This window comes from Arenivirga flava (genome assembly GCF_030161575.1).
Classification (GTDB): domain Bacteria; phylum Actinomycetota; class Actinomycetes; order Actinomycetales; family Microbacteriaceae; genus Arenivirga; species Arenivirga flava.
Window position 1 is genome coordinate 1 of sequence record NZ_BSUL01000002.1, and the last position, 20,335, is coordinate 20,335.

At 67.7% G+C, this 20,335-nt stretch carries 24 protein-coding genes, 1 other RNA gene and 1 pseudogene; 10 read left to right on the plus strand and 16 right to left on the minus strand.

Features of this window, described 5'->3' with window-relative positions; all coding sequences use genetic code 11:
* Together QQK26_RS15710 and QQK26_RS15715 are read right to left on the minus strand one after the other, a co-directional pair.
* Positions 1-375, minus strand: a 375-nt coding sequence (locus QQK26_RS15710) for a hypothetical protein (RefSeq protein WP_284235433.1), incomplete at its 3' end; no start/stop codon positions are given.
* Positions 372-1,412, minus strand: a complete 1,041-nt coding sequence (locus QQK26_RS15715) for a hypothetical protein (protein WP_284228912.1) — start codon at positions 1,410-1,412, stop codon at positions 372-374. The genes QQK26_RS15715 and QQK26_RS15710, both read right to left, overlap by 4 nt.
* Here QQK26_RS15715 and QQK26_RS15720 point away from each other — a divergent pair.
* Positions 1,412-1,678 carry a hypothetical protein gene (locus QQK26_RS15720; protein ID WP_284228910.1) on the plus strand — a complete coding sequence of 89 codons (267 nt, stop codon included), beginning with the start codon at positions 1,412-1,414 and terminating at the stop codon, positions 1,676-1,678. The two genes, QQK26_RS15715 and QQK26_RS15720, sit on opposite strands and share 1 nt — an antisense overlap.
* Positions 1,679-1,935: 257 nt before the next feature.
* On the opposite strand, the gene QQK26_RS15725 is transcribed toward QQK26_RS15720, so the two are convergent.
* Positions 1,936-2,346, minus strand: coding sequence for a hypothetical protein (locus QQK26_RS15725; RefSeq protein WP_284228908.1), 411 nt, complete (start codon positions 2,344-2,346; stop codon positions 1,936-1,938).
* Between the two features lie 80 nt (positions 2,347-2,426).
* Positions 2,427-2,921 carry an FHA domain-containing protein gene (locus QQK26_RS15730; protein WP_284228905.1) on the minus strand — a complete coding sequence of 165 codons (495 nt, stop codon included), beginning with the start codon at positions 2,919-2,921 and terminating at the stop codon, positions 2,427-2,429.
* Positions 2,922-3,118: 197 nt separating this feature from the next.
* Between QQK26_RS15730 and QQK26_RS15735 the strand changes: the two genes are divergently transcribed.
* Positions 3,119-3,406, plus strand: a complete 288-nt coding sequence (locus QQK26_RS15735; protein ID WP_284228903.1) for a helix-turn-helix domain-containing protein — start codon at positions 3,119-3,121, stop codon at positions 3,404-3,406.
* 130 nt (positions 3,407-3,536) lie between these two features.
* Here the strand turns inward: QQK26_RS15735 and QQK26_RS15740 are convergent.
* Positions 3,537-4,726 (minus strand): IS3 family transposase gene (locus QQK26_RS15740; protein ID WP_284228901.1). Its coding sequence is split into 2 segments (ribosomal slippage): positions 3,537-4,445 and positions 4,448-4,726, totalling 1,188 coding nucleotides; the frame shifts between segments, so codons are not numbered across the junction.
* A 134-nt stretch (positions 4,727-4,860) separates the two neighbouring features.
* Between QQK26_RS15740 and QQK26_RS16555 the strand changes: the two are divergent.
* Positions 4,861-5,421, plus strand: a pseudogene (locus tag QQK26_RS16555) (recombinase family protein); the annotation flags it as partial.
* Positions 5,422-6,136: 715 nt separating this feature from the next.
* On the opposite strand, the gene ssrA reads toward QQK26_RS16555, so the two are convergent.
* Positions 6,137-6,507, minus strand: a transfer-messenger RNA (tmRNA) gene (gene ssrA / locus QQK26_RS15755).
* A gap of 229 nt (positions 6,508-6,736) precedes the next feature.
* Between ssrA and cysK the strand changes: the two genes are divergently transcribed.
* A complete protein-coding gene (cysK, locus tag QQK26_RS15760) occupies positions 6,737-7,669 on the plus strand; it encodes a cysteine synthase A (RefSeq protein WP_284228890.1) in 933 nt (310 codons plus the stop codon).
* A gap of 26 nt (positions 7,670-7,695) precedes the next feature.
* The gene (cysE, locus tag QQK26_RS15765; protein WP_284228888.1) at positions 7,696-8,244 is read left to right on the plus strand and encodes a serine O-acetyltransferase; all 549 of its coding nucleotides are present in this window, start codon (positions 7,696-7,698) and stop codon (positions 8,242-8,244) included.
* Positions 8,245-8,406: 162 nt separating this feature from the next.
* Here the strand turns inward: cysE and smpB are convergent, their stop codons facing one another.
* The 4 genes from smpB to prfB form a co-directional block, all read right to left on the minus strand.
* Positions 8,407-8,880 (minus strand): SsrA-binding protein SmpB, encoded by a 474-nt coding sequence (gene smpB / locus QQK26_RS15770; protein WP_284228886.1) that lies wholly within the window; start codon positions 8,878-8,880, stop codon positions 8,407-8,409.
* A gap of 74 nt (positions 8,881-8,954) precedes the next feature.
* A complete protein-coding gene (ftsX, locus tag QQK26_RS15775; protein WP_284228884.1) occupies positions 8,955-9,863 on the minus strand; it encodes a permease-like cell division protein FtsX in 909 nt (302 codons plus the stop codon).
* A complete protein-coding gene (ftsE, locus tag QQK26_RS15780) occupies positions 9,860-10,840 on the minus strand; it encodes a cell division ATP-binding protein FtsE (protein ID WP_284228882.1) in 981 nt (326 codons plus the stop codon). Before ftsE ends, ftsX begins: the two co-directional genes overlap by 4 nt.
* Before the next feature lie 161 nt (positions 10,841-11,001).
* Positions 11,002-12,114, minus strand: coding sequence for a peptide chain release factor 2 (gene prfB, locus QQK26_RS15785; protein WP_284228880.1), 1,113 nt, complete (start codon positions 12,112-12,114; stop codon positions 11,002-11,004).
* 58 nt (positions 12,115-12,172) lie between these two features.
* On the opposite strand from prfB, the gene QQK26_RS15790 reads away from it, so the two are divergent.
* Positions 12,173-13,576, plus strand: coding sequence for an MFS transporter (locus tag QQK26_RS15790; RefSeq protein WP_284228879.1), 1,404 nt, complete (start codon positions 12,173-12,175; stop codon positions 13,574-13,576).
* 392 nt (positions 13,577-13,968) lie between these two features.
* A complete protein-coding gene (locus tag QQK26_RS15795) occupies positions 13,969-14,634 on the plus strand; it encodes a histidine phosphatase family protein (RefSeq protein ID WP_284228877.1) in 666 nt (221 codons plus the stop codon).
* 33 nt (positions 14,635-14,667) lie between these two features.
* On the opposite strand, the gene QQK26_RS15800 is transcribed toward QQK26_RS15795, so the two are convergent.
* The 5 genes from QQK26_RS15800 to QQK26_RS15815 are packed head-to-tail and all read right to left on the minus strand — an operon-like array spanning position 14,668 to position 16,152.
* The gene (locus QQK26_RS15800) at positions 14,668-15,105 is read right to left on the minus strand and encodes a pilus assembly protein TadG-related protein (RefSeq protein ID WP_284228875.1); all 438 of its coding nucleotides are present in this window, start codon (positions 15,103-15,105) and stop codon (positions 14,668-14,670) included.
* Between the two features lie 14 nt (positions 15,106-15,119).
* On the minus strand, positions 15,120-15,602 hold the full coding sequence (locus QQK26_RS15805; protein ID WP_284228873.1) for a hypothetical protein: 483 nt from the start codon (positions 15,600-15,602) through the stop codon (positions 15,120-15,122).
* Complete coding sequence (locus QQK26_RS16340) at positions 15,577-15,717, minus strand: hypothetical protein (protein ID WP_348519971.1); 141 nt, start codon at positions 15,715-15,717, stop codon at positions 15,577-15,579. The genes QQK26_RS15805 and QQK26_RS16340 overlap by 26 nt, the downstream gene beginning before the upstream one ends.
* Before the next feature lie 52 nt (positions 15,718-15,769).
* On the minus strand, positions 15,770-16,006 hold the full coding sequence (locus QQK26_RS16345) for a TadE/TadG family type IV pilus assembly protein (protein ID WP_348519970.1): 237 nt from the start codon (positions 16,004-16,006) through the stop codon (positions 15,770-15,772).
* Positions 16,007-16,017: 11 nt separating this feature from the next.
* On the minus strand, positions 16,018-16,152 hold the full coding sequence (locus tag QQK26_RS15815; protein WP_284235385.1) for a hypothetical protein: 135 nt from the start codon (positions 16,150-16,152) through the stop codon (positions 16,018-16,020).
* On the opposite strand from QQK26_RS15815, the gene QQK26_RS15820 reads away from it, so the two are divergent.
* Positions 16,153-17,805, plus strand: coding sequence for a recombinase family protein (locus QQK26_RS15820; RefSeq protein ID WP_284228871.1), 1,653 nt, complete (start codon positions 16,153-16,155; stop codon positions 17,803-17,805).
* A gap of 144 nt (positions 17,806-17,949) precedes the next feature.
* On the opposite strand, the gene QQK26_RS15825 is transcribed toward QQK26_RS15820, so the two are convergent.
* Positions 17,950-18,786 (minus strand): DUF3800 domain-containing protein, encoded by an 837-nt coding sequence (locus tag QQK26_RS15825; protein ID WP_284228869.1) that lies wholly within the window; start codon positions 18,784-18,786, stop codon positions 17,950-17,952.
* A gap of 183 nt (positions 18,787-18,969) precedes the next feature.
* On the opposite strand from QQK26_RS15825, the gene QQK26_RS15830 reads away from it, so the two are divergent.
* Positions 18,970-19,407: a hypothetical protein gene (locus tag QQK26_RS15830; protein WP_284228867.1), complete on the plus strand. Its 438-nt coding sequence runs from the start codon at positions 18,970-18,972 to the stop codon at positions 19,405-19,407.
* Positions 19,408-19,430: 23 nt separating this feature from the next.
* Positions 19,431-20,324: a hypothetical protein gene (locus tag QQK26_RS15835; protein ID WP_284228866.1), complete on the plus strand. Its 894-nt coding sequence runs from the start codon at positions 19,431-19,433 to the stop codon at positions 20,322-20,324.
* The last annotated feature ends 11 nt before the right edge of the window (positions 20,325-20,335 follow it).

The following is a 20,335-nucleotide window of genomic DNA, read 5'->3' on the forward strand; positions in this document are numbered from 1 at the left end:
ATCGATGCCGCCCTGCGAGGTCTCGCGGAGCGATTCGAAACCTTCGAGCGCCGCGAAGTGCTCTTGTACCGCATCGAGCAGACCGTCGGAGCGACCAGGATCGACCGCCACAGTGGTGCGTCCGGTCCAGCGCTTGACTCCGTCATCGGAACAGCTCAGCAGAACGCCTTCCTGCTGCTGTTGGATTGCATCCGGGGAGACATCGGGGACCAGCTCAGCGATCTGTCGCTCCACCTGCATCGTCGTTTGCTTCGCTGTCTCGAGCGTGATCGTCTCGTCCACCACCGGTTCCTCCTCCACGCTGGCGCACGCGGTGAGCGTCATCACTGCACCGAGCACCGCCATACCTGCGACTTTGCGCATTCTCGACATCACCGGTCCATCCTCGCGCGCATGTCCAGGAGCGCCTCCAAGTTCTTGTCCTCCTGCGTTGCGATCAGGGTGTGATTCTCCGTCAGTCCGGCGCCGGACGCGCTCCGGATCTCGCCGGGCGGGGTCGGTGCCCAGGGATTTGTCGTCGTCGGAATGTAGATCGTCGAGTCCTCGTCGGATTCGTAGATCGTGCTCGTGAAAGCGGGATCCGTATCAGGCACGTTCCCTTCACCGACGAGCCCGAAGTCCTGCGCGACCGATAGGAAGTCGGTGTATGACCAATGGTGGTAGCCGGTGTCGCCGTCGGCGTCCCAGCCCTGCGGCATCCAGGCGCCGGCCAGCGAGTGCACCTGGTCATAGTGCGCGCCGGCGACCTCCGATCCCGTCGTCGCTGCGAGACCCCAGCTGTGCCCCATCGCGATGCTCTGGCTGCCGTCAATGCGGGGATCGGCCCGGATCCCGTCCTGGAAAGCAGCGAGCGCGGAGCCGGTATCCAGTGCGAGCTGCTGGGCGTTGGCCTCGTTGATCCCGACGAAGGTGTCGACGGGCTTGCCGAGCTCGCGAGTTTGCCCCGGGAACTCGGCACCTTTCCAGACGAAACCGACCGCCCCGGAGTTCTCTCCGGTGAACCACTTCGCTGCCTCTTGCACGGAACCGTCGTAGAACGACTGCATGTTCGTGAATGTACCCGGCGTGTAGGTGATGACGCGGTGGTACTCCTTCGTGAAGTCACCGACCATTTCGACGATGTGCCCGCGGTCGCGGTCCCAGAGATAGAGCTGCACGCTGCCCTCAGCGACCTTAGCGACGTAGGTGCGCTCATCGCGAAGTTTCTCGAGATGATCAGCGAATACCTCCTCACGGAGCGCTCCGCTCGGCCTGGATTCCTCGGCGCTGCGGATTTCCTCGTCGATCGTCGTCAGCGCTCTTGTCGCGTTAACCCGGTTCGCGGCTGCGCGGGCGAGGGGTGGGATCCCTCCGAGGGCGCCGATGGCACCGGCGGCCCCGAGGACCAGCGCGGTCTGCTGAGGCTCGCCCAATGACGCCCACCATGTCCGATGGCCGCTCCCAGCCGACGCCCCGTCTCGCCGGCTTGCTCGTCGACCCCGGTGAACTCGAGGATCGCGCCCCGCACTCCGGCCTTCTCGACAGCGAGCAGGTTGGCGACCGCACCAACACGAGCCTGATGGATGCTCGTGGTCTGAGCGAGTACGCCCTCGACAGCAGCCGAACCCAACTGGACGGCTCCGATGAGCAACGTCGATTCGCTGAGCAGACTCGATGCGGCAGACGACTTCGATCGTGAACACGGGCTCTCTTTCACATCGGCTGTCGCGCATCTGGCGAGCAACATCGACCCGAGAGGCGCCGCGATCAGCAGCCGTTGTTGTCGCATGGGCTTGGTCATTTCACTACCGTCGTCGTCGTGGCTCAGCCTCCCTCAGCTTCGTTGCCGCAGCGCGAAGTCACGAGAAGGCTGACCGCGGGGCGATCCGGCGGGAGGAAGTCAGTCACGGACACGCCCGCATCTCCACACTCCGACATTTCGAGCCGGATTCGATTTCAGACGACCAGACCTGGGTGCTCGTCATCAGCGAGCGGGAAGCACGGCGAGGCGGAGGCCACACCGATACTCATTTCCTCCGCCCAAGGCGACACGAGATACGAATCGCCATCGGCTCCGAGCAGCTGCACCCGCGGCTCGCCGGAGATCGTCTGGTCCCACCGTGCAGCGAAGCCTCGTTCCTCGAATGCCGCTGCGATGCTCGCCAACGTCGCTTCGAGATCCGGCAGCTCGGACAGCACGACGGTCGCCCTTCCAGTCCATTGCGCGCTGCCCTCCGACTCGCACGCCATCAGCACACCGGTGTCGGGCTGCTCGAGTGATGCGATCAGCTCCTGCGGCAGCAAGGCAACGATCGCCTCCTGCTGCTGTTGCGCAGCGCGCTTGGCCGATTCGAGATCCTGGGCCACCGGGTCCTCCGTTCCGCACCCCGTCAAGAGCATCGCGATGACGAGCGCGCCGACGGTCGCCGTTGCTCGTGCTCTGCCCCTCATCGCTCCATCACCGCCTTGATGTCCTCTAGAGCGCGCTGGTTATCGGCTTCGCGAGCGATGACGTCGAGCTGCAGGCTCGCGTGACGGCGGGACACCTTCGGATCGTTCAACCGGATCTGCGCAGCCGAATCCCGGCCGATGAAAGCCACCCCGTCGCCCAAGGGAACCGTGCGCCGCTCACGGCGCGGCTCCTCCACCACGACCGTCGCCCGCGCAGTCACGAAGGCGTCGTCCGGACCCTCCGGGCTCGTTACCGACACCAACGCACCCGAGCCGATCCCGGCCTCGTGCACGGACAACAACGGGCTCAGCACGCGTGGGGCGGTACGCCCGCCGCCATCCGTCCACAACGTCACCGGCTGCCGCAGCCGCTGCTCCACCGTCTGCCGGAACAGCGCCGACGCGAGATCCCCGACCGTCGCCGTCGCGTCGCACGACACCACCACGTCGTCGTCGCCGCGCTCCGAACGCACCGTCAGCTTCAATCGCACGTCGATCCCCCGATATCCCGCCGCCTGCGCAGCGCGTCGAGCCTAGTCAGGCACGGTCGCAAGCGTGGCTCATTCGGGGAGGGCAGCAGGACTACAGCAGCACAACGCATGACGACGACCACGACGGTCTTCACGGAACCAGCTGATCAGCCGAGCTCACACCCGTCTCATCAACCGTCCATCCGACCGTCTCTTCGGTGGAAGTGCTGGGACACTACTCCAACCACGCGAGGGCCGCGAATGCAGTGATCGAGCTGCTGGATCGGGCTTCTCGGGGCGAGATCCGGCTTCCGCGGCTCGAGACACCTGCTGTGAATAAAACCCTCGAGCGGTCGGGAAGGTTGTCGAAGGCGCGGATCGACGAGCTCGTTGAGCGGCATCAAGCGGGCGAGTCTGCCCGGGCGCTGGCCGTCGAGTTCGAGGTGCACCGCGAGACGATCCGCGCGCTGCTGAAGCGGCGCGGGCTGCCAACTCGGTCGAGGTGACCGTCCACGCCCTAGCAATGAGGTCGCGCCGCCGCACGTTTCGAGCGCCTTACGAGTCCCAGTCCTAATCTCCGACAAACCACAGATGGGATTGCCCCGAGTTTGGTTGACAGTCGGGGGGTTGTAGAAATCAGGCCGCCTTTGCGGCCGTGTAGATCATCTCAAACTCGACCGGGGTGAGTTTCCCGAGGCCGCGTTGGCGGCGGCGCCGGTTGTACTTCGTCTCGATCCAGGACACCATCGCCAGGCGCAAGTCCTGCCGGGTTTCCCACCGGCGCGTGTTGAGGACGTTCTTCTGCAGCAGCGCGAAGAAGCTCTCCATGCTCGCGTTGTCGCCAGCGCCGTAGGAGCGGCCCATCGACCCGACGAGCCCGTGACGTTGCAGGAGCTCGTGGGTCTTCTTGGCACAAAATTGGCCGCCTCGGTCGGAGTGGCAGATCGTGCCGACCGGGGAGCGCAACGCGATCGCGTTGCGCAGGGCTGCGCGGACGAGTTCGCCGCGCATGCGGTCGCCGATGGAGTAGCCGACGATCTTGTTCGACCAGAGGTCCTTGATCGCGCAGATGTAGACCTTGCCCTCCCGGGTCGGGTGCTCGGAGATGTCCCACAACCAGACCGTGTTCGGCCCGGCCGCGACGAACCGGTGCCGGACGACGCCGTGCTCGTCGACGATCGCGAGGAGATCGTCGTGCGGGGCGGGCCCGGCGCTGCCGGCCTTGCTGCGTTTGGGGTGGTGTGAGGCCTGGATGCCCGCGATACGACACAGTCGCGCCACCCGGTTCTCGCCCACGACCAGGTCGTGCTCACTGGCGAGCTCGTCGGTCAGGAACCGGTACCCGAGCGTCGCGTCCTTGTCGTGCTCGACGCGCAGCGCGTCGATGACATGCGCGTCGTCCCAGTCCCGCTGGGACACCGGCTCCGCCAACCACTGGTAATACCCCTGCCTCGAGAGGCCGAGGACCCGCAACGCCACCGCGACCGGCACCCGCACGCGGGCGCCGGGCTCGGCCATCTCTCGGACGAGCGGGAAGACTATTTTCCCGGCAGGTTTGCCTGCGACAGATACGCCGCCGCCCGCCGCAGCACCTCGTTCTCCTGCTCGAGCAAACGGATCCGCTTCCTCGCTTCACGCAGTTCGGCACGGTCGGCGTCGCTCGCACCGGCACGAACGCCGTCTTCGATGTCGGCGCGCTTGATCCAGTTCGTCAACGAGCCTTCGGAGATCCCGAAGTCCTTCGCGATCTGGACCAGCGGCGCTTGCCCGCGTCGGGCGACGGCCACGACATCGTCACGGAACTCTTTCGGATACGGCTTCGGCACAGGGAACATCCTTCCATCAGAGACCCACGGGCCTCAGAACTCAGATGTCAACCAAAGTCGGGGCAGTCCCCGGCATGCTGGCCGTGATCAATGAGTACCAGTCCAAGGCTTCAGGAGCTGACATCGCCTTCAAGATGGGCGAGAAGGCCAGGCGCGGTGGAACGCTCGGCAAGGCCAAGCTCGGCTACCTCAACGTGATCGACTCGAGCGAGGGCCGGCAAATCCGCACGGTCGGTCTCGACCCGGATCGGGCCCCCTTCGTCAAGCTCGCGTTCGAGCTTTACGCCACCGGCAACTACACCCTCAATGACATCGTGGACGAGTTGACGGAGCGCGGCCTCACTACGCGCCCGACAGCAAGTCGCCCCGCCGGCCCGGTATCGGTCAACAAGATCCACCAGATGCTCACCGACAGTTACTACGTCGGCATCGTCAGCTACAAGGGCGAGCAGTTCGCCGGGCGCCACGAGCCGCTGATTGACGAAGAACTGTTCAATGCCGTACAGGCACTCGTCGAATCACGAGGTCGTTCGGGTGAGCGTCGCCGTGAGCACCACCATTACCTCAAGGGCTCCGTCTACTGCGGTGAATGCAGGCGCCGATTCGGTGTCGAGCAGCGTCTCATCCTGCAGCGGGCGGTTGGGCGCAATGGCGGCGAGTACTACTACTTCTTCTGCCCTGGCCGGCGAGAGCGCGACTGCAACCAGCCGCACCACAACGTGCTGCGCGTTGAGTACGCGGTCGAGGACTTCTACAAGACGAAGCGCTTCGGCCCCGACTTCATCGCTGCGATGCGCGACCTCATGACGGGCACGATCGCCGACCAGTCCGACGCTCAGCGCCTGCTCCAGCGACAGCTCCGCGAGCAGCTCAAGTCCTACGACGTGCAGGAGGAGAACCTCCTCGATCTCGCGGCCGATCCCGAGGTTCCGCAGGCTCGCATCCGGGCGCGACTGTCCAAGATCAAGCTCGAGCGCGAGCGCCTCTCCGGACAGCTTGGTGGCGTCGAGACCGATCTCAAGATGGGCGTGCGCTACATCGAGGCCAACCTTCGTCTCCTCGAGAACCCGCAGGAGCTCTACGTGGTCGCGGAGGACGAGGTTCGGCGCCGGCTCAACCAGGCGATCTTCCACCGGCTCTACATCAGCGATGAGGTCGTGGAGGGCGCCGAGCTCAACGAGCCGCTCGGCCAGTTGCTGGCGACGGAGGCAGCCTACCGAGCATCGGACGCTGGGCTCGGGGCTGAGGCGATCAAGGCGGCTTACAACGCTGCATTCGCGCGGAACGTCCCCGCAAAGCAGAAGGCCGCCCAGGAGGACGGCCTTCTCGACAGCTCACAGCGCATGACGACGACTTGGACTTACTTGATCACCGCCGCTTCAGCGGACGGTGTTTCTAATAAGCCTCCTATGGTGGAGATGGGGGAATTGAACCCCCGTCCATCGCTGAGTTTGCACGTCTTCTCCGGGCGCAGCTCATGAAGGCGTTCTACTCGGCCCCGATCCTTGCCATGAGCCCCTGGATCGACAGGCCCAGCCCGAGTACAAGTCCCGCGCGACGCTCAGGCGTCGCCGCGCAGCGAGCCTCCTAGATGACGCCAGGAACCGGGGCGGAGGCGAACCCGGTCTGACGGACTTACGCGCTGGCCTTAGGCGGCGAGGGCGAAGTCGGTGCGCTTAGCATTGGCACCTATTGGTTTGCGGAGGGCGTTAACGAGATAACCCCGCGTCCTCGGCCCGCTTCTCGTGCGCATCCAGGCGATGTCGAAACCGATCATCCCCCTGCGGGCCGTCGTCATGCGCTGTGGAGTTGCCAAGCCGCCCTCGCGAGCGGTGTCCGCCGTTTCCGGCGGGCCGTTCAGTGTAACCCGCATCCCGCCCGCGGCGCATGCCCCGCGCATCCGCTCAGAGCGAAGCGGATGCATCGAGCCGTCACGCGAGGTCACCGCTCACCCGCTCTCACTAGGCTTCGCAACGACCCGTCCGACCGACAAGGGAGCGTCTGCAACCCATGGCCAACATCCACGCCGACATCACCGGTGCCTTCGGCAAGACCCCGCTCGTGCGACTGAACCGCGTCACCGAGGGCGTCGGCGCCACCGTGCTGGGCAAGCTCGAGTTCTACAACCCCTCCGCCAGCGTCAAGGACCGCCTGGGCATCGCCATCGTCGACGCCGCCGAGGCGTCCGGTGCGCTGCAGCCCGGCGGCACGATCGTCGAGGGCACCAGCGGCAACACCGGCATCGCGCTCGCCGCGGTCGGCGCGGCGCGCGGCTACGAGGTCGTGCTCGCGATGCCCGAGACCATGTCGAACGAGCGCAAGCTGCTGCTGCGCGCCTACGGTGCCGAGCTCGTGCTCACCCCGGGCGGCGAGGGCATGAAGGGCGCCGTCGCCCGTGCCGAGCAGATCGCCGCCGAGCGCGAGGGCGCGGTGCTGGCGAGCCAGTTCGCGAACGAGGCGAACCCCGCCATCCACCACGCGACCACCGGCCCCGAGATCTGGCAGGACACGGACGGCGAGGTCGACATCTTCGTCTCCGGCATCGGCACGGGCGGCACCATCACGGGCGCCGGCCGCTACCTGAAGGAGCAGAAGCCGGGCCTGCAGGTCGTCGGCGTCGAGCCCGCCGAGTCGCCGATCCTCAACGGCGGCAACCCGGGCCCGCACAAGATTCAGGGCATCGGCGCCAACTTCGTGCCGCCGATCCTCGACCGCGAGGTCTACGACGAGATCATCGACGTCGACATCGCGACCTCGGTGGCCACCGCCCGCCGCCTCGGCACGGAGGAGGGCATCCTCGCCGGCATCTCGTCGGGCGCCACGGTGCACGCCGCGCTCGAGCTCGCGAAGCGACCCGAGAACGCCGGCAAGACCATCGTCGTGATCCTCGCCAGCTACGGCGAGCGCTACCTCTCGACGGTGCTCTACGAGGACCTGGCCTGACCTCACGGCCCGATAGCCTTGGTCGCATGAGGCTTCGCGAGGACGTGCGCGCCGTCCAGGCCCGCGACCCCGCCGCCCGGTCGGGCCTGGAGATCGTGCTCGCCTACTCCGGCATGCACGCGCTCTGGGCCCACCGGGCGTCCCACACCCTCTGGCGCGCGGGCCTGCGGCTGCCGGCCCGGCTGCTCTCACAGCTCGTCCGCTCGCTCACCGGCGTCGAGATCCATCCGGCCGCCCGCATCGGCCGCCGCGTCGTCATCGACCACGGCATGGGCGTCGTGATCGGCGCCACCGCGGTCGTCGGCGACGACGTGCTGATTTACCACGGCGTCACGCTCGGCGGGCGCACGCTGCGCACCGGCAAGCGCCACCCCACCATCGGCGACCGCGTCGTCATCGGCGCCGGCGCCAAGGTCATCGGCCCCGTCACGGTCGGCGCGGACACCCGCGTCGGCGCGAACGCCGTCGTCACCCGCGACGCGGCGCCGGGCAGCACGCTGGTCGGCGTGCCCGCACGGCAGATCGGCACCGGTCCAGCCGTACCCGTCGAGCTCGACCTGGGCGCGGGGATCTGAGGCCGGGTCGCACCCGCCTCATCCTCCCGTTGGGGCGCATCGGCGACAACGGGGCGTGCGCCCGCATGCCCCAGCGTCGCCAAAGCGCCCCAAAGGCTGGTGAGGACAGCGGAGGGGCGGAGAAGCAGGGGGCGATGTGCTGGGCGGAGCGCGGCCTGAGCCCTACTCCCCCAGGTTGCGGTAGCGCATGGCGCGCTGCGCCTCGCGGTTGTCCTGCTGCTCGCGCAGCGCCTGACGCTTGTCGTACTCGCGCTTGCCCTTCGCGATCGCGATCTCGACCTTGGCCCTGCCGTCGCTGAAGTAGATCCTGAGCGGCACGAGCGTGTAGCCGCCGCCCTGGATGCGCTGGCTGATCTTGATGATCTGCGCCTTGTGCAGCAGCAGCTTGCGCTTGCGGCGGGTCGCGTGGTTCGTCCACGAGCCCGATCCCCACTCGGGGATGTGCACGTTGTCGAGCCACGCCTCCTCGCGGTCGATGTACGCGTAGCCGTCCACCAGCGAGGCCTTGCCCTCGCGCAGCGACTTCACCTCGGTGCCCGAGAGCACGAGGCCCGCCTCGTAGGTGTCCTCGATCGAGTAGTCGTGTCGCGCCTTGCGGTTCGTCGCGACGACGCGCTCTCCCTGCTCCCTGGGCACCGTCTCACCTCATCCGTCCATCGCCGCGCACCGGACCGTGCGGGCAGCCTCACAGCCTACCGCGCGGACGGGCCTCAGACCCGCAGGTACCGGCTGATGGCGAACTGGGCGCTGAGCGCCGAGAGCAGCACCCCGACGCCGATCACGAGCGGCAGCACGAGCCACACCTCGTCGAGGTCGATGAAGCTGAAGGCGGTGAGCTGCGCCGTCAGGTAGTCGCCCACGAAGAAGTGCACGAGCGCCACCAGTGCGGCGCAGGCGAGCACCGAGCCGATGAGCGCCGCCACGATGCCCTCGAGGATGAACGGCGTCTTGATGAACGCGTTCGAGGCGCCGACGAGGCGCATGATGCCGAGCTCGCGCCTCCGGGAGAAGGCGGAGAGACGGATGGTCGTGGCGATCAGCAGCACCGCCGCGACGAGCATGAGGGCCGCGATGCCGATCGCCGCGACGCTCGAGGCGTTGAGGGCGTCGAAGATCGGCGCCAGGTAGCTGAGCTGGTTGACGACCTCGTCCACGCCGGCCAGGCCGGCCAGCGACTCGGTGAGCACCTCGAACTGCGCCGGGTCGACCAGGTTGACCCAGAAGGTGCCGCCGAAGTTCTCGGCGCTGCCGAGCTCGGCGGTCGGCGTGCCCGAGAACTGCTGCACGAAGCGGTCGTAGCTCTCCTGCGGGGTGTCGTACGACATGGAGGAGACGAAGGGCTGCAGCACGTCGGAGTCGAGCTCCGCCTGCACCGCCTCGATCTGCGCATCCGTGGCCGCCACGCCCTCGCAGTTGGCCGCGGACTCCGTGCACATGTAGACGACCACCTGGGCGCGGTCGCTCCAGAACTGGCGCATCTCGTTGACCTGCAGCTGCAGCAGGGCCGAGGCGCCCACGAAGGTCAGCGAGATGAACGTGACGAGCACGACCGAGACGACCATGGACAGGTTGCGACGCAGGCCCTGGCCCACCTCGCCCATGACGAGTGCGAACCTCATGCGCGGTCCCCCTTGTCGAACCGGGTACTGCGGATGGGCTTGTCGAAGCCGCGCGGGTCGCGGTCGTCGTCGCCGGGCTGGGCGGCGCTCGCAGGCTGCGCGGCGCTGGCGGGCCGTTCCGTCGCGGCGGGAGCGGATGCGGGCTGCTGGCCGGTGCGCAGCGACTCGGGCGCGGACGGCAGGTCCGTCGCCGCGGTCACCGGCGTGCTCGGGATGGTCACCGCGCCGGTCTCGCGCAGATCGCGTCGCCGGGCGACGGGCTCCGCGTCCGCCGGCGCCTGGATCGGCACGGCCTGCGTCTGGTAGCCGCCGCCGCGCTCGTCGCGCACGATGTCACCCGCGCTGAGCTCGACGACGCGGCGCTGCATCTGGTCGACCAGATCGGCGGCGTGGGTGGCCATGACCACCGTCGTGCCGTTGGCGTTGATGCGCTCGAGCAGGTTCATGATGCCCTGGCTCGTGGCGGGGTCGAGGTTGCCGGTCGGCTCGTCCGCCAGCAGCAGCTGCGGCTTGTTGACGATCGCGCGGGCGATGGCGACGCGCTGCTGCTCGCCGCCGGAGAGCTCGTGGGGCAGGCGCTCCGACTTGTTGCCGAGGCCGACCATCTGCAGCACGTCGGGCACGGCCTCCTGGATGAAGCCGCGGCTCTTGCCGATGACCTGCAGCGTGAACGCGACGTTCTCGGCCACGGTCTTGTTCGGCAGCAGGCGGAAGTCCTGGAACACGACGCCCAGGTTGCGCCGGAAGTACGGCACCTTGCGGCTCGGCAGGCTCTGGAGGTCCTGACCGAGCACGTGGATCTGCCCGCGGTTGGGGCGCTCCTCGCGCAGGATCAGCCGCAGGAAGCTGGACTTGCCCGACCCCGATGCGCCGACGAGGAAGACGAATTCGCCCCGCAGGATCTCGAGGTCGACCGCGTTGAGGGCAGGGCGGGCGGTGCGCGCGTACTGCTTGGTGACCTGGTCGAATCGAATCATGACGGCACGAGCCTAGGTCGCCGCATCCGCGATCCCGGGAGCGACACCCGCGCGGGGGCGGCGGGTCCCTGAGGGTTCCTTATGAACAGAGCGCCCGGTGCTCGTCATCGAACCGATCGAGCACAGCTCGATCGGCGCTGGCGTCGCACTGACGCTTCGCGTCAGCCTTCAGCTCCAGCGCGCTGCTTGCGCCAGCGGATGCCCGCGGCGATGAAGCCGTCGAGGTCGCCGTCGAGCACGATCGCGGGGTTGCCGACCTCGTGTCCGGTGCGCAGGTCCTTGACCAGCTGCTGGCCGTAGAGGAAGTACGACCGCATCTGGTCGCCCCAGCTCGCGGTGATGGTGCCTGCGAGCTCCTTCTTCTTTGCGGCCTCCTCCTCGCGCTGCAGCAGCATGAGGCGGGTCTGCAGCACGCGCATGGCGGCGGCGCGGTTCTGGATCTGCGACTTCTCGTTCTGCATCGACACGACGATGCCGGTCGGGATGTGCGTGATGCGCACCGCCGAGTCGGTCGTGTTGACCGACTGGCCGCCGGGGCCGGACGAGCGGAACACGTCGACGCGGATGTCGTTCTCGGGCACCTCCACGGCCTGGGCCTCCTCCATGACGGGGATGACCTCGACCGCGGCGAAGCTCGTCTGTCGCTTGTCGGCGCCGCCGAACGGGCTGATGCGCGCCAGGCGGTGCGTGCCCGCCTCGACGCTGAGCGTGCCGAAGACGTAGGGGGCGTCGATCTCGAAGGTCGCGCTCTTGATGCCGGCGCCCTCCGCGAAGGAGGTATCCATCACCTTGACCGAGTACTTGTGCCGCTCCGCCCAGCGCAGGTACATGCGCATGAGCATCTCGGCGAAGTCGGTGGCGTCGTCGCCGCCGGCACCGGAGCGGATGGTCACGACCGCGCCGCGGCTGTCGTACTCGCCGTCGAGCAGCGTCTGCACCTCGAGGTCGGCGATGGTCTTCTCGATCGACTTCAGCTCGGTCTCCGCCTCGGCGGCGCTGTCGTCGTCCTCCATCTCGCGGGCCAGCTCGGCCAGCACCTCGAGGTCGTCGAGCCGGCGCTCGAGCGCGGTGACGCGGCCGAGTGCGGCCTGCGCGTGGCTGAGCGCGCTGGTCACCTTCTGCGCGTTCGCGGTGTCGTCCCAGAGGTCGGGGGCGCCCGCCTGCTCGCTGAGCTCAGCGATCTCGCGCTCGAGGCGCTCGGTGTCCACCACCGCCTTGATGTCGGCGAAGGTGGCCCGCGCAGCGGCGATCTGATCGTTGAAGTCGTCCAGCATTGTGCCGACCAGCCTACCGCCCCGGAGGCCCGCGCCGACGGGCGTAGGCTCGGCGGTGATGAGCGTCGCCGAGCAGCCCTTCCGTTGGCGCTCCGTGGCGATCCCGGTGTTCCTGCCGACCGTGCTCTTCGCCACCGGCGAGGGCGCCATCCTGCCGGTCATCCCGCAGATCGTGGCGAACGCCGGGGGCAGCCTCGCGATCGCCGGGCTCGTCGCCGGCATGCTCATGATCGGCACGCTGATCGGCGACCTGCCGAGCGGATGGGTGATCAGCCGCATCGGGGAGCGCCCGGCCATGATCGCCAGCTGCGTGCTCGCGCTGCTGGCGATGGGCGGCTGCCTGCTGGCGCCGACCCCGGCCGTGCTCGCGGCGGCGATCCTCGTGCTCGGCATCGCGACCACCGCCTTCGCGCTGGCCCGGCACTCGTTCATGACCCAGCGGGTGCCGCTGCGGGTGCGCGCCCGGGCGCTGTCGACCCTCGGCGGCTCGTTCCGGCTCGGGCTCTTCATCGGCCCGTTCGTCGGCGCGCTCATCATCGAGCTGACCGGCGACGCGCGGAACGTGTTCTGGGTGCAGGCCGTCATGGCGCTGGCCTGCGTGGTGCTGCTCGCGGCGCTGCGCGACCCGGAGACCGGGCTGCGCGGCTTCGGCGGTGCCGGGGCCGCTGCGCGGCGGGGTCCGGGCGGCGCTGCCGATAGGACCGCGGCGGGCGGAGCCGGCGGGCTCGGAGCGAACGCGGCCGAGCGCCCGAGGGCGGAGTCGCCCGAGCTCGGAGCGGGCGCCGGCTCGCGCACCGCACTCGAGCCGACCGAGCGCGGACCGGGGGCGGACGACGACCCGCCCGCCGCATCCGCCGGCACCTTCCGCACGCTGTGGCGGCGGCGCGACGTGCTGCTGCGGCTCGGCTGGGGCGTGCTGCTCATGGGGGCGCTGCGCTCGAGCCGCATGACCCTGCTGCCGCTGTGGGCCGTGAGCCTCGGCATCGGCGAGCGCGACGCGGCGCTGATCATCGGCCTCGGGGCGGCCATCGACTTCGGCCTCTTCTTCGTGAGCGGATGGATCATGGACCGCTTCGGCCGCGCCTGGTCGGCGGTGCCCGCCATGACGGGTCTGGGACTCGGGCACCTGGTCCTGGCCCTCACGCACGACGTCGGCGCCGCCGCCTGGTGGTTCGGCGCCGTCGCCGTCTTCCTGGCGCTCGCCAACGGCGTCGGCAGCGGCATCATGATGACGGTCGGCGCCGACCTGGCCGACCCGCGCGACCCGGCGCCCTTCCTCGGGGCGTGGCGCTTCATCGCGGACAGCGGCACCGCATCCGCTCCGCTCATCATCTCGGGGCTGACCGCGCTCGTGTCGCTCTCGGCGGCGAGCGCTGCGATGGGCGTGCTCGGCGTGATCGGCGGCCTGGTGTTCCTGCGCTACCTGCCGCGCTACGCGCCGGGCCGCACGCCGCGGGACTGAGCACCCCGCACGCCGCACGCCGCGGGACTGAGCACCCCGCACGCCGCACGCCGCGGGACTGAGCACCCCGCACGCCGCACGCCGCACGCCGCGATCGGTGCCACTTCCGGCGCTCGGGCCGCGCCTCGCCGACCGCGAGTGGCAACGATGCCCGCCGAGGGGACGGAAGCTGCGCTTCCCGAGTCCGCGGGGAGCAACTGGTGTCCCCTGGCCCACTCCGCGCCTCGGAATCGTCGCGGCTTCTGGCGCTCGGGTCGCTCGCGCCGGGATCGTTGCCACTTCCGGCGCTCGGGCCGCGCCTCGCCGACCGCGAGTGCCAACGATCTACGTCGTGGGGACGGATGACGCCCTTGCGCGGTTAGCCTGGGCGCACCGAACAGACAGGGAGCGACGTGCGCCTCATCCTCATCCGCCACGGACAGACACCGTCGAACGTGAAGGGGGTGCTCGACACCCGGCTGCCCGGCCCCGGCCTCACGCTGCTCGGCCTCGAGCAGGCGGCGGCGCTGCCGGGGGCGCTGCGCGACGAGCGCATCGACGCGATCTACGTGTCGGACATGGTGCGCACCAGCATCACCGCGGCACACCTCTCCGCGACCCTCGACCTCGAGCCGATCCAGCGTGCCGGCATCCGCGAGATCACCTCGGGCGACCTCGAGATGCACAGCGACCGTCCCAGCGTCGAGACCTACATGACCGCCGTCTACTCCTGGTCGCAGGGCGACCTCGGTGCGCGCATCCCGGGCGGCGAGGACGGCCACGAGTTCGTCGCACGCTACGACGCCGTCATCGCGGAGGCGCAGGAGAGCGGATGGGGCACCGTCGCCTTCGTGAGCCACGGCGCGGCGATCCGCGCGTGGGCCTCGATCCGCGGCATCAACGTGCCGCGCGAGCACATCCTGAGCAACCCGATGCACAACACCGGCGTCGTCGTGGCCGAGGACACCCCCGAGGGCGAGTGGATCGTGCGCACCTTCCAGGGCGAGGCGCTCGGCGGCGACCGCGTCGACACGACCGTCGGCGGCCCGGCCGGCGAGTCGCCCGCGACCGCTCGCTGAGGCGGCGTCGAGACCAGACGTCGCGGAAGGCCCCTACGGCGCGACGAGCACCGAGCGCGCCGTCGTCGTCACCTCGAGGCGCAGCGCCTCCGGCAGCACGACCCCGACGACCGGCGGTCGCCACTCGGCGGCGAGCACGACGCGGGCGCTGCGGCCGTCGGGCGTGCCGGCCTGCACGAGCTCGAGGCCCTCGAGCCGGTGGGGCACCACAGCGAGGTGGTCCTCGACGGTGACGAGCACGTCGCCGGAGTCGAGGTTCGGCGCGCGCCAGTCGCCGCCCGGGCCGACGCCGGCCAGGTCGAACGCCTCCGCTCCGGCGAGCGCGGCACCGTCGGCGAGGCTCAGCAGCCGCTTGCGCTCCAGGTAGAGCGAGGTGGCGCCCATCGCCACGATGATCAGCGTCAGGCCGAGCAAGGCCCCGAGCAGCACCAGCGGCAGGACGGAGCCGTCATCGCGGCGGAGGATGCGCATCCGCTCGGCCGCCCTCACGACCCGGCTCCCGCGAAGCGCGAGACGCGCTGGCTGGCGACGGCCTCGAGCGGCACGGTGACGGGCAGCGCGGACTGGACGAAGGGCGGCACGAGCGGCAGCGGAACCTCGGCCGTGACGGTCACGTGCACCAGGCTGCCGCGCCCGAGGCAGGGCTCCGGATCGCAGCGGAGCGCGAGCGAGGCGTCGACGTCGTCGAGTCCGTGATCCTCGAGCGCGAACGCCAGCGCGAGCTCGGCCGATTCCCGCCCGGAGGCCACGTCGGGCGCCGCGACGAGCACCCGGGCGGCCTGCCGCGCCGCGCCCTCGACGGCGAGCGCTCCGGCCTGGATCTGCGACACGGCGAGCACGAGGTAGATCAGCGGCACGAGCAGCACGACGCCGGCACCGAGGAACTCGAGCGAGGCGCTGCCGCGATCGTCGCGCAGTCGCGCTCCGACCGCCGAGCTCGTGTCACGGCAGCGTCTCGAGGGCCGCATGGCCGCGCACCTCCAGACCGCGTTCGACACCGAGCAGTCCGAAGAGCGGCAGTGCGGCCCGCACCGTGACCTCGACGGACGGCACGCCGAGATGCTCGCCCTCGACCGCCGTCACGTCATCGGCGTAGGACGGGCCGAGCGCGGTGCCGATCAGCTCGCGCGTGCGCTCAACGCCCGCGGCGGCGGAGCCGTCGGCGAGCGCCGCGAAGCGCGCCCTCCGAGGCCGCGTCGGTCACGGTGTTGCGCACGTGCAGCGCGACTCCCAGCTGCAGCACCGCCAGCAGCAGCGCGAGCAGCAGGGCGCTCACCATCACGAACTCCGCCGGCGCCGAACCGCGCTCGTCCGCGAGGGGATGCCGCATCCGCACCACGAAAGCGGGCACGGAGCGGACGAGCGGATGCACGGCGCAGCCCCTCAGTACCCCATGACGCGGGCGATGGCCGCGTCGAAGACCCCGCTGAGCGCAGGCTCGGCGAGCGCCCAGATGATGAGGACCAGCCCGGCGGTCATGAGCGTGATCAGCACCCAGCCAGTACTAGAGTTCAACATATGAAGCTGCGCGCTGCGATATACGCCCGGATCAGCAATAAGGACAAGCGAACGCCAAAGGTCGCAGATCAGATTGCGATCCTGAAGCTGTTCGCTGGCGAGTGCGGCTACACCGTGGGGCCGGTGTTCCAGGACGACGGCATCGCGGCGTCAGGCAAGAGCATCGACGACACCACGTTGGAGAAGCGCCCCGGCGCACAAGCTCTCCTGAAGGCTATGGAGGCCAAGGAGTTCGATGTGCTCCTTGCTGTTGAAGGCGAGCGACTGGCGAGGACGTATCAAGACGGCTTGAAGTTCATTTCGACCTCCGCCGACGCTGGTGTTCTCTGGCACTTCGAGGGCGACCGGACCCCGCTGGACGTTTCCACACCGAATGGAGAGGAGACAGCCGTAGCGATCTTCACGTCAGGGCGTCGTGAGGGCCGCATCCGCGATGCACGTCAGCGACGACGCTACGAGCGGGAGCGAGCCGCGGGGATGCCCTTGTGGGGCACCCGTCCGTTCGGATTCGAGCCCGACCGGATCACGGTCCGTGAGGAGGAGGCGGCATACATTCGGACCGCCGTCGCCGACTACCTCAGCGGGACGCGCTCCATGCTGAGAATCGCAAAGGACTGGACCGCTGCTGGCGTCAAGACGGACGCGATGCGACCTTCAGAGGCAGATGTCGAGGCGGGCCGGGACTACCGGGAGCGAGTCAGCAGGGATGGTGAGAAGCGCCCGGTGTCAACGGTCTGGACCGCGACGACGGTCCGTCAGCTGCTCCTTCGCCCTCGGAATGCTGGCCTGCTCGTGTACAAGGGTCAGCAGCTCGCAGAGAGCAAGATCGAGCGCATCATCGAGCCGGAACAGCATGAGGCCCTGAAAAGCCGCGTGAAGGCCGGGACACCGGTGTCTGAGCGTGCCGTGACCCTGCTCGGCGGCGTCCTCCGCTGTGAGTGCGGAGCCGTCATGCACGGCACCACGAGCTATTCCCAGCGCAATAAGGAGCGCGGCAACGTCCCCGCGGGCAAGCGCTACGTCTTCAAGAACTACAAATGCTCAAAGGCCCTCTACGACAAGAGCCAGCGCCATGCATCGATAGCCCAAGGTGCCGTCGATGATTTCTTCACGGCTACGCTCCTGGCGGACCTCTTTCACGACAGGATCAAGGCTCCTGGCGACGACGTAAGCGCCAAACTGAGCGACCTGGCTCAACGACTCATTGAGAACCAAGAGAACGTGAAGCACGTAGGGGCACAGTTGCTCGACCCTGCCCTCAAGTCGATCCACGCTCAGGGCAAATCGAATCTGGCAGCCCTCGACAGCGAACGAGAAGAGCTCGAAGCGGAGCGAGATCGCCTCCTCTCCCGCGCTGCCGATGGTGGTGCGCTCTCCGGGTTCCTGGATGAGTGGCGGCGTTCGGACGATGCTCCGTTCAAAGACACCGAGGAGCGCGAGGCCTGGGAGGCTCGCCTCCGTGAGGCTTGGGGCAGCCTGCCCATCGACCGTCAGCGGGCCATGATCCGCGCCCGCTACCGCCCATCCGTGAAGGTTGGTGGACGTGGGATCAGTCGGCTGAGTTTGGGGCAGTTGCCTGGCGGGGACTATATGGGCTTCGACAATCCGGTTTCATTCGAACCCGAGCCCGAGGGCTGGGCAGCCATCTCGTGACTTTCGGATCAGCCTGCTGCACCCCGGTGTATCTCGGCGGCGTGGCGCTCACAGCCCCGACACCGGTCATGGCTACGCGAAATGATTGACGCCCAGCCGGGCTCGAGGCCGTTATCAAGAGATGTGGCACCAGTGTCGTGCAGGTCAGGATGGTGCAAGGCCGTCGTTCTCGCCGAAGCGCCCGAGCGCTGGCGCAGGTAAGGCGAAGCCCATGCCGTTACGCACGAAACGTTCTTCCTCGAACACCCAGTGCAGCAGGTTGAGTAGCGAGTCCGGGTAGAGCTTGAGGCCCGCGCCTCCAATGCCTCCGTAGTAATTCCGGTGAAACATGGGAGTGACCATGTTCGCGAGGGCCATTCCATACTTCGATCCTGCGAGGGCTGCGGTCACTACGCCCGTCACAAGATCGGCCAGTTGGAGATGTGGATGCCGGTGAGACGGTGCAGTCAAGACGGGTATCACGATGGCTTCCGACTTCACGAATTCGGTGCCTATCGAGGTCAAGTCCGCTGTCTCACCTAACCAAGCATCCTCTGCACGGTGATCGCCGCCTGGCTTGTCAAAAACCAGAATCCCACGGTGCCCCTCATTTTGAAGCATCATCTCGACGCGTTCGAAGAGGAACCGAATCACCCATTGCTCCGCCGTCTGATTTCTCATCCCTAGTCCGGCGAGCTCGTCATCCCAGACAGCTGCAACCACCCTGCAACCGTGTGCGAGAGCGTCCGCAAGGATGGCCTCGCGGAGCGGAGCGATAATGCTGGTCTTTTTGTTCTTGCGGAACCAGTCGGTCTTCGAGTCAGGAGACCACTTCAGTTCGACTTCACGCGGCACATCGAACTCATCGAGGCGGGCGTTGAACGCTTCCGCGAAGGGACGCACTTTGTCCTCAGCGAACGCGACTGCGCCGAGGGTGATGAGATTCCCCATCGCCTCCCTGCGGCCCTTTTGCTTCGAATCGTCAACGAACACGACGTGCATTAGTCCCCCCAGGATCATCGAATGCCGCTCGTACCCTAGCGATCTTCCTTCCCTCTCAGCCCAGCGGCACTCTGCTAAGCGAAGGCGTCATCTCACACTGCCCGCCGTTCGCCGATGGCGTGCGGCTCCGACCGTCAGGTACCTCACGCGGCAACCGTCTCGTGCTGTAGGGAGGGCAGATGGGTGACGGTGGAGAACCGTACGCTGTTGACCGAGGGAGTCAACATGCTGGATGTGCTTACTACACGAGAGCTTGCCTCTCTGATCGTGATCGTTGCTACAGGCTTGATCTTTGTCGCGATCCCCAACGTGCGGCGGCAGATTCGCCCATCCCTCAGCGAACTGCTCCGCGCTGTCTTCAACATCACCATGCTGAAGGTCTTCATGGTCGTCGCAGGTGCAGCAGTCATCTCCACCGGCCTTGCGAGGAGCATCGGGCTGTGGGATTTGAACCTGCTCAAGGACTCCATCATCCTCACCACAACTGTGGTGTTTCCCCTTGCATACCGCTCGTTTAAAGCTGACTCAGGAGGACACCTCGCCTCTCGTCTCATGAAAGAGACGTTCGGGTTGTCCGTCCTACTCACGTTCTATCTAGACACAGCCCCCTTCCGCTCCTAGGCGAGCTTCTCCTTCAAGTCATCGTGCTTGTCCTGGTCGCTGCGTCGGTGGCAGTGGCCCGGCAAGGCAAGGACAGCGGTAGCAACTGGGCAACCAAAGGACTCGCCCTCATCGGGGCATCTCTATTCATTTGGACGTCGGTGAGCTTCGTTACGCAGCCACCGGACTGGGCAGATGTGATGCAGTCCCTGTTCTACGGATTCTGGCTACCGCTGTCGCTGTTTCCTTTCTTTTACTGGTTCGGATATTCCGTAGTCCTCCAAGAGGTGACCACCCGCATCAGCATCCGAGGGACGAAGCTCACACGTCGCAACGTGACTGGTCTCGCCCTGGGTTCTCAGGGCAGGCTGAGCATCTTGCAGAGATATCGCCCTCGTCATGATGAGTTCGCCCGTGACGGTACTTTGCGGGGGTCGCTCCTCGGGATGAGAGAAGTTCGGGCGGACATTCGGAAGACCGCTCAAGCCGAAGCGGATCGCCTCGCGGCACTGGAACGCAACGTCGGGCGGAACGAGCGAGACGCCGACGGCAGGCACCTTGATCGTCGTGAGTTTCGCGAAACGAAAGAACAGCTTGAGTGGTTGTGGGTCCTGCAAAACGGACAGTACGAAAGACGCGGCTCACAATATTGGGACGATGTGCCCGATGTTCTAATCGATGCCGCGGCTCACGGGCTGCCCGCCAATCACGGTGTGCACATCGAGACCGCTGACGCGTTCAAGGTATGGCGCGCCTGGCGAATCACACCTGGCGGTGGGGTGCTAGGCATCGGGGGTTCGGAGCATAGGAGCAAGTTCGTCTTCCAAGGCGACGCACCTCCAACCTCGTGGCCCGGAGAGGGCGAGGAGTGGTCAGCAGGGTTCATCCGCAAGCGCTGGCCACCGGATTGGAAGCAGTCGGACGATCCAATTCTGTAGACCCGTGTCGA

What these genes read in the sequence shown, in the direction of transcription:
- QQK26_RS15720 (WP_284228910.1), top strand. Translation starts at nt 1,412, where the DNA reads ATGACGCCCACCATGTCCGATGGCCGCTCCCAGCCGACGCCCCGTCTC.
- cysK (WP_284228890.1), top strand. Translation starts at nt 6,737, where the DNA reads ATGGCCAACATCCACGCCGACATCACCGGTGCCTTCGGCAAGACCCCG.
- cysE (WP_284228888.1), top strand. Translation starts at nt 7,696, where the DNA reads ATGAGGCTTCGCGAGGACGTGCGCGCCGTCCAGGCCCGCGACCCCGCC.
- ftsX (WP_284228884.1), bottom strand. Translation starts at nt 9,863, where the DNA reads ATGAGGTTCGCACTCGTCATGGGCGAGGTGGGCCAGGGCCTGCGTCGC.
- ftsE (WP_284228882.1), bottom strand. Translation starts at nt 10,840, where the DNA reads ATGATTCGATTCGACCAGGTCACCAAGCAGTACGCGCGCACCGCCCGC.
- prfB (WP_284228880.1), bottom strand. Translation starts at nt 12,114, where the DNA reads ATGCTGGACGACTTCAACGATCAGATCGCCGCTGCGCGGGCCACCTTC.
- QQK26_RS15790 (WP_284228879.1), top strand. Translation starts at nt 12,173, where the DNA reads ATGAGCGTCGCCGAGCAGCCCTTCCGTTGGCGCTCCGTGGCGATCCCG.
- QQK26_RS15800 (WP_284228875.1), bottom strand. Translation starts at nt 15,105, where the DNA reads ATGCGCATCCTCCGCCGCGATGACGGCTCCGTCCTGCCGCTGGTGCTG.
- QQK26_RS15805 (WP_284228873.1), bottom strand. Translation starts at nt 15,602, where the DNA reads ATGCGGCCCTCGAGACGCTGCCGTGACACGAGCTCGGCGGTCGGAGCG.
- QQK26_RS15815 (WP_284235385.1), bottom strand. Translation starts at nt 16,152, where the DNA reads ATGTTGAACTCTAGTACTGGCTGGGTGCTGATCACGCTCATGACCGCC.
- QQK26_RS15820 (WP_284228871.1), top strand. Translation starts at nt 16,153, where the DNA reads ATGAAGCTGCGCGCTGCGATATACGCCCGGATCAGCAATAAGGACAAG.
- QQK26_RS15825 (WP_284228869.1), bottom strand. Translation starts at nt 18,786, where the DNA reads ATGCACGTCGTGTTCGTTGACGATTCGAAGCAAAAGGGCCGCAGGGAG.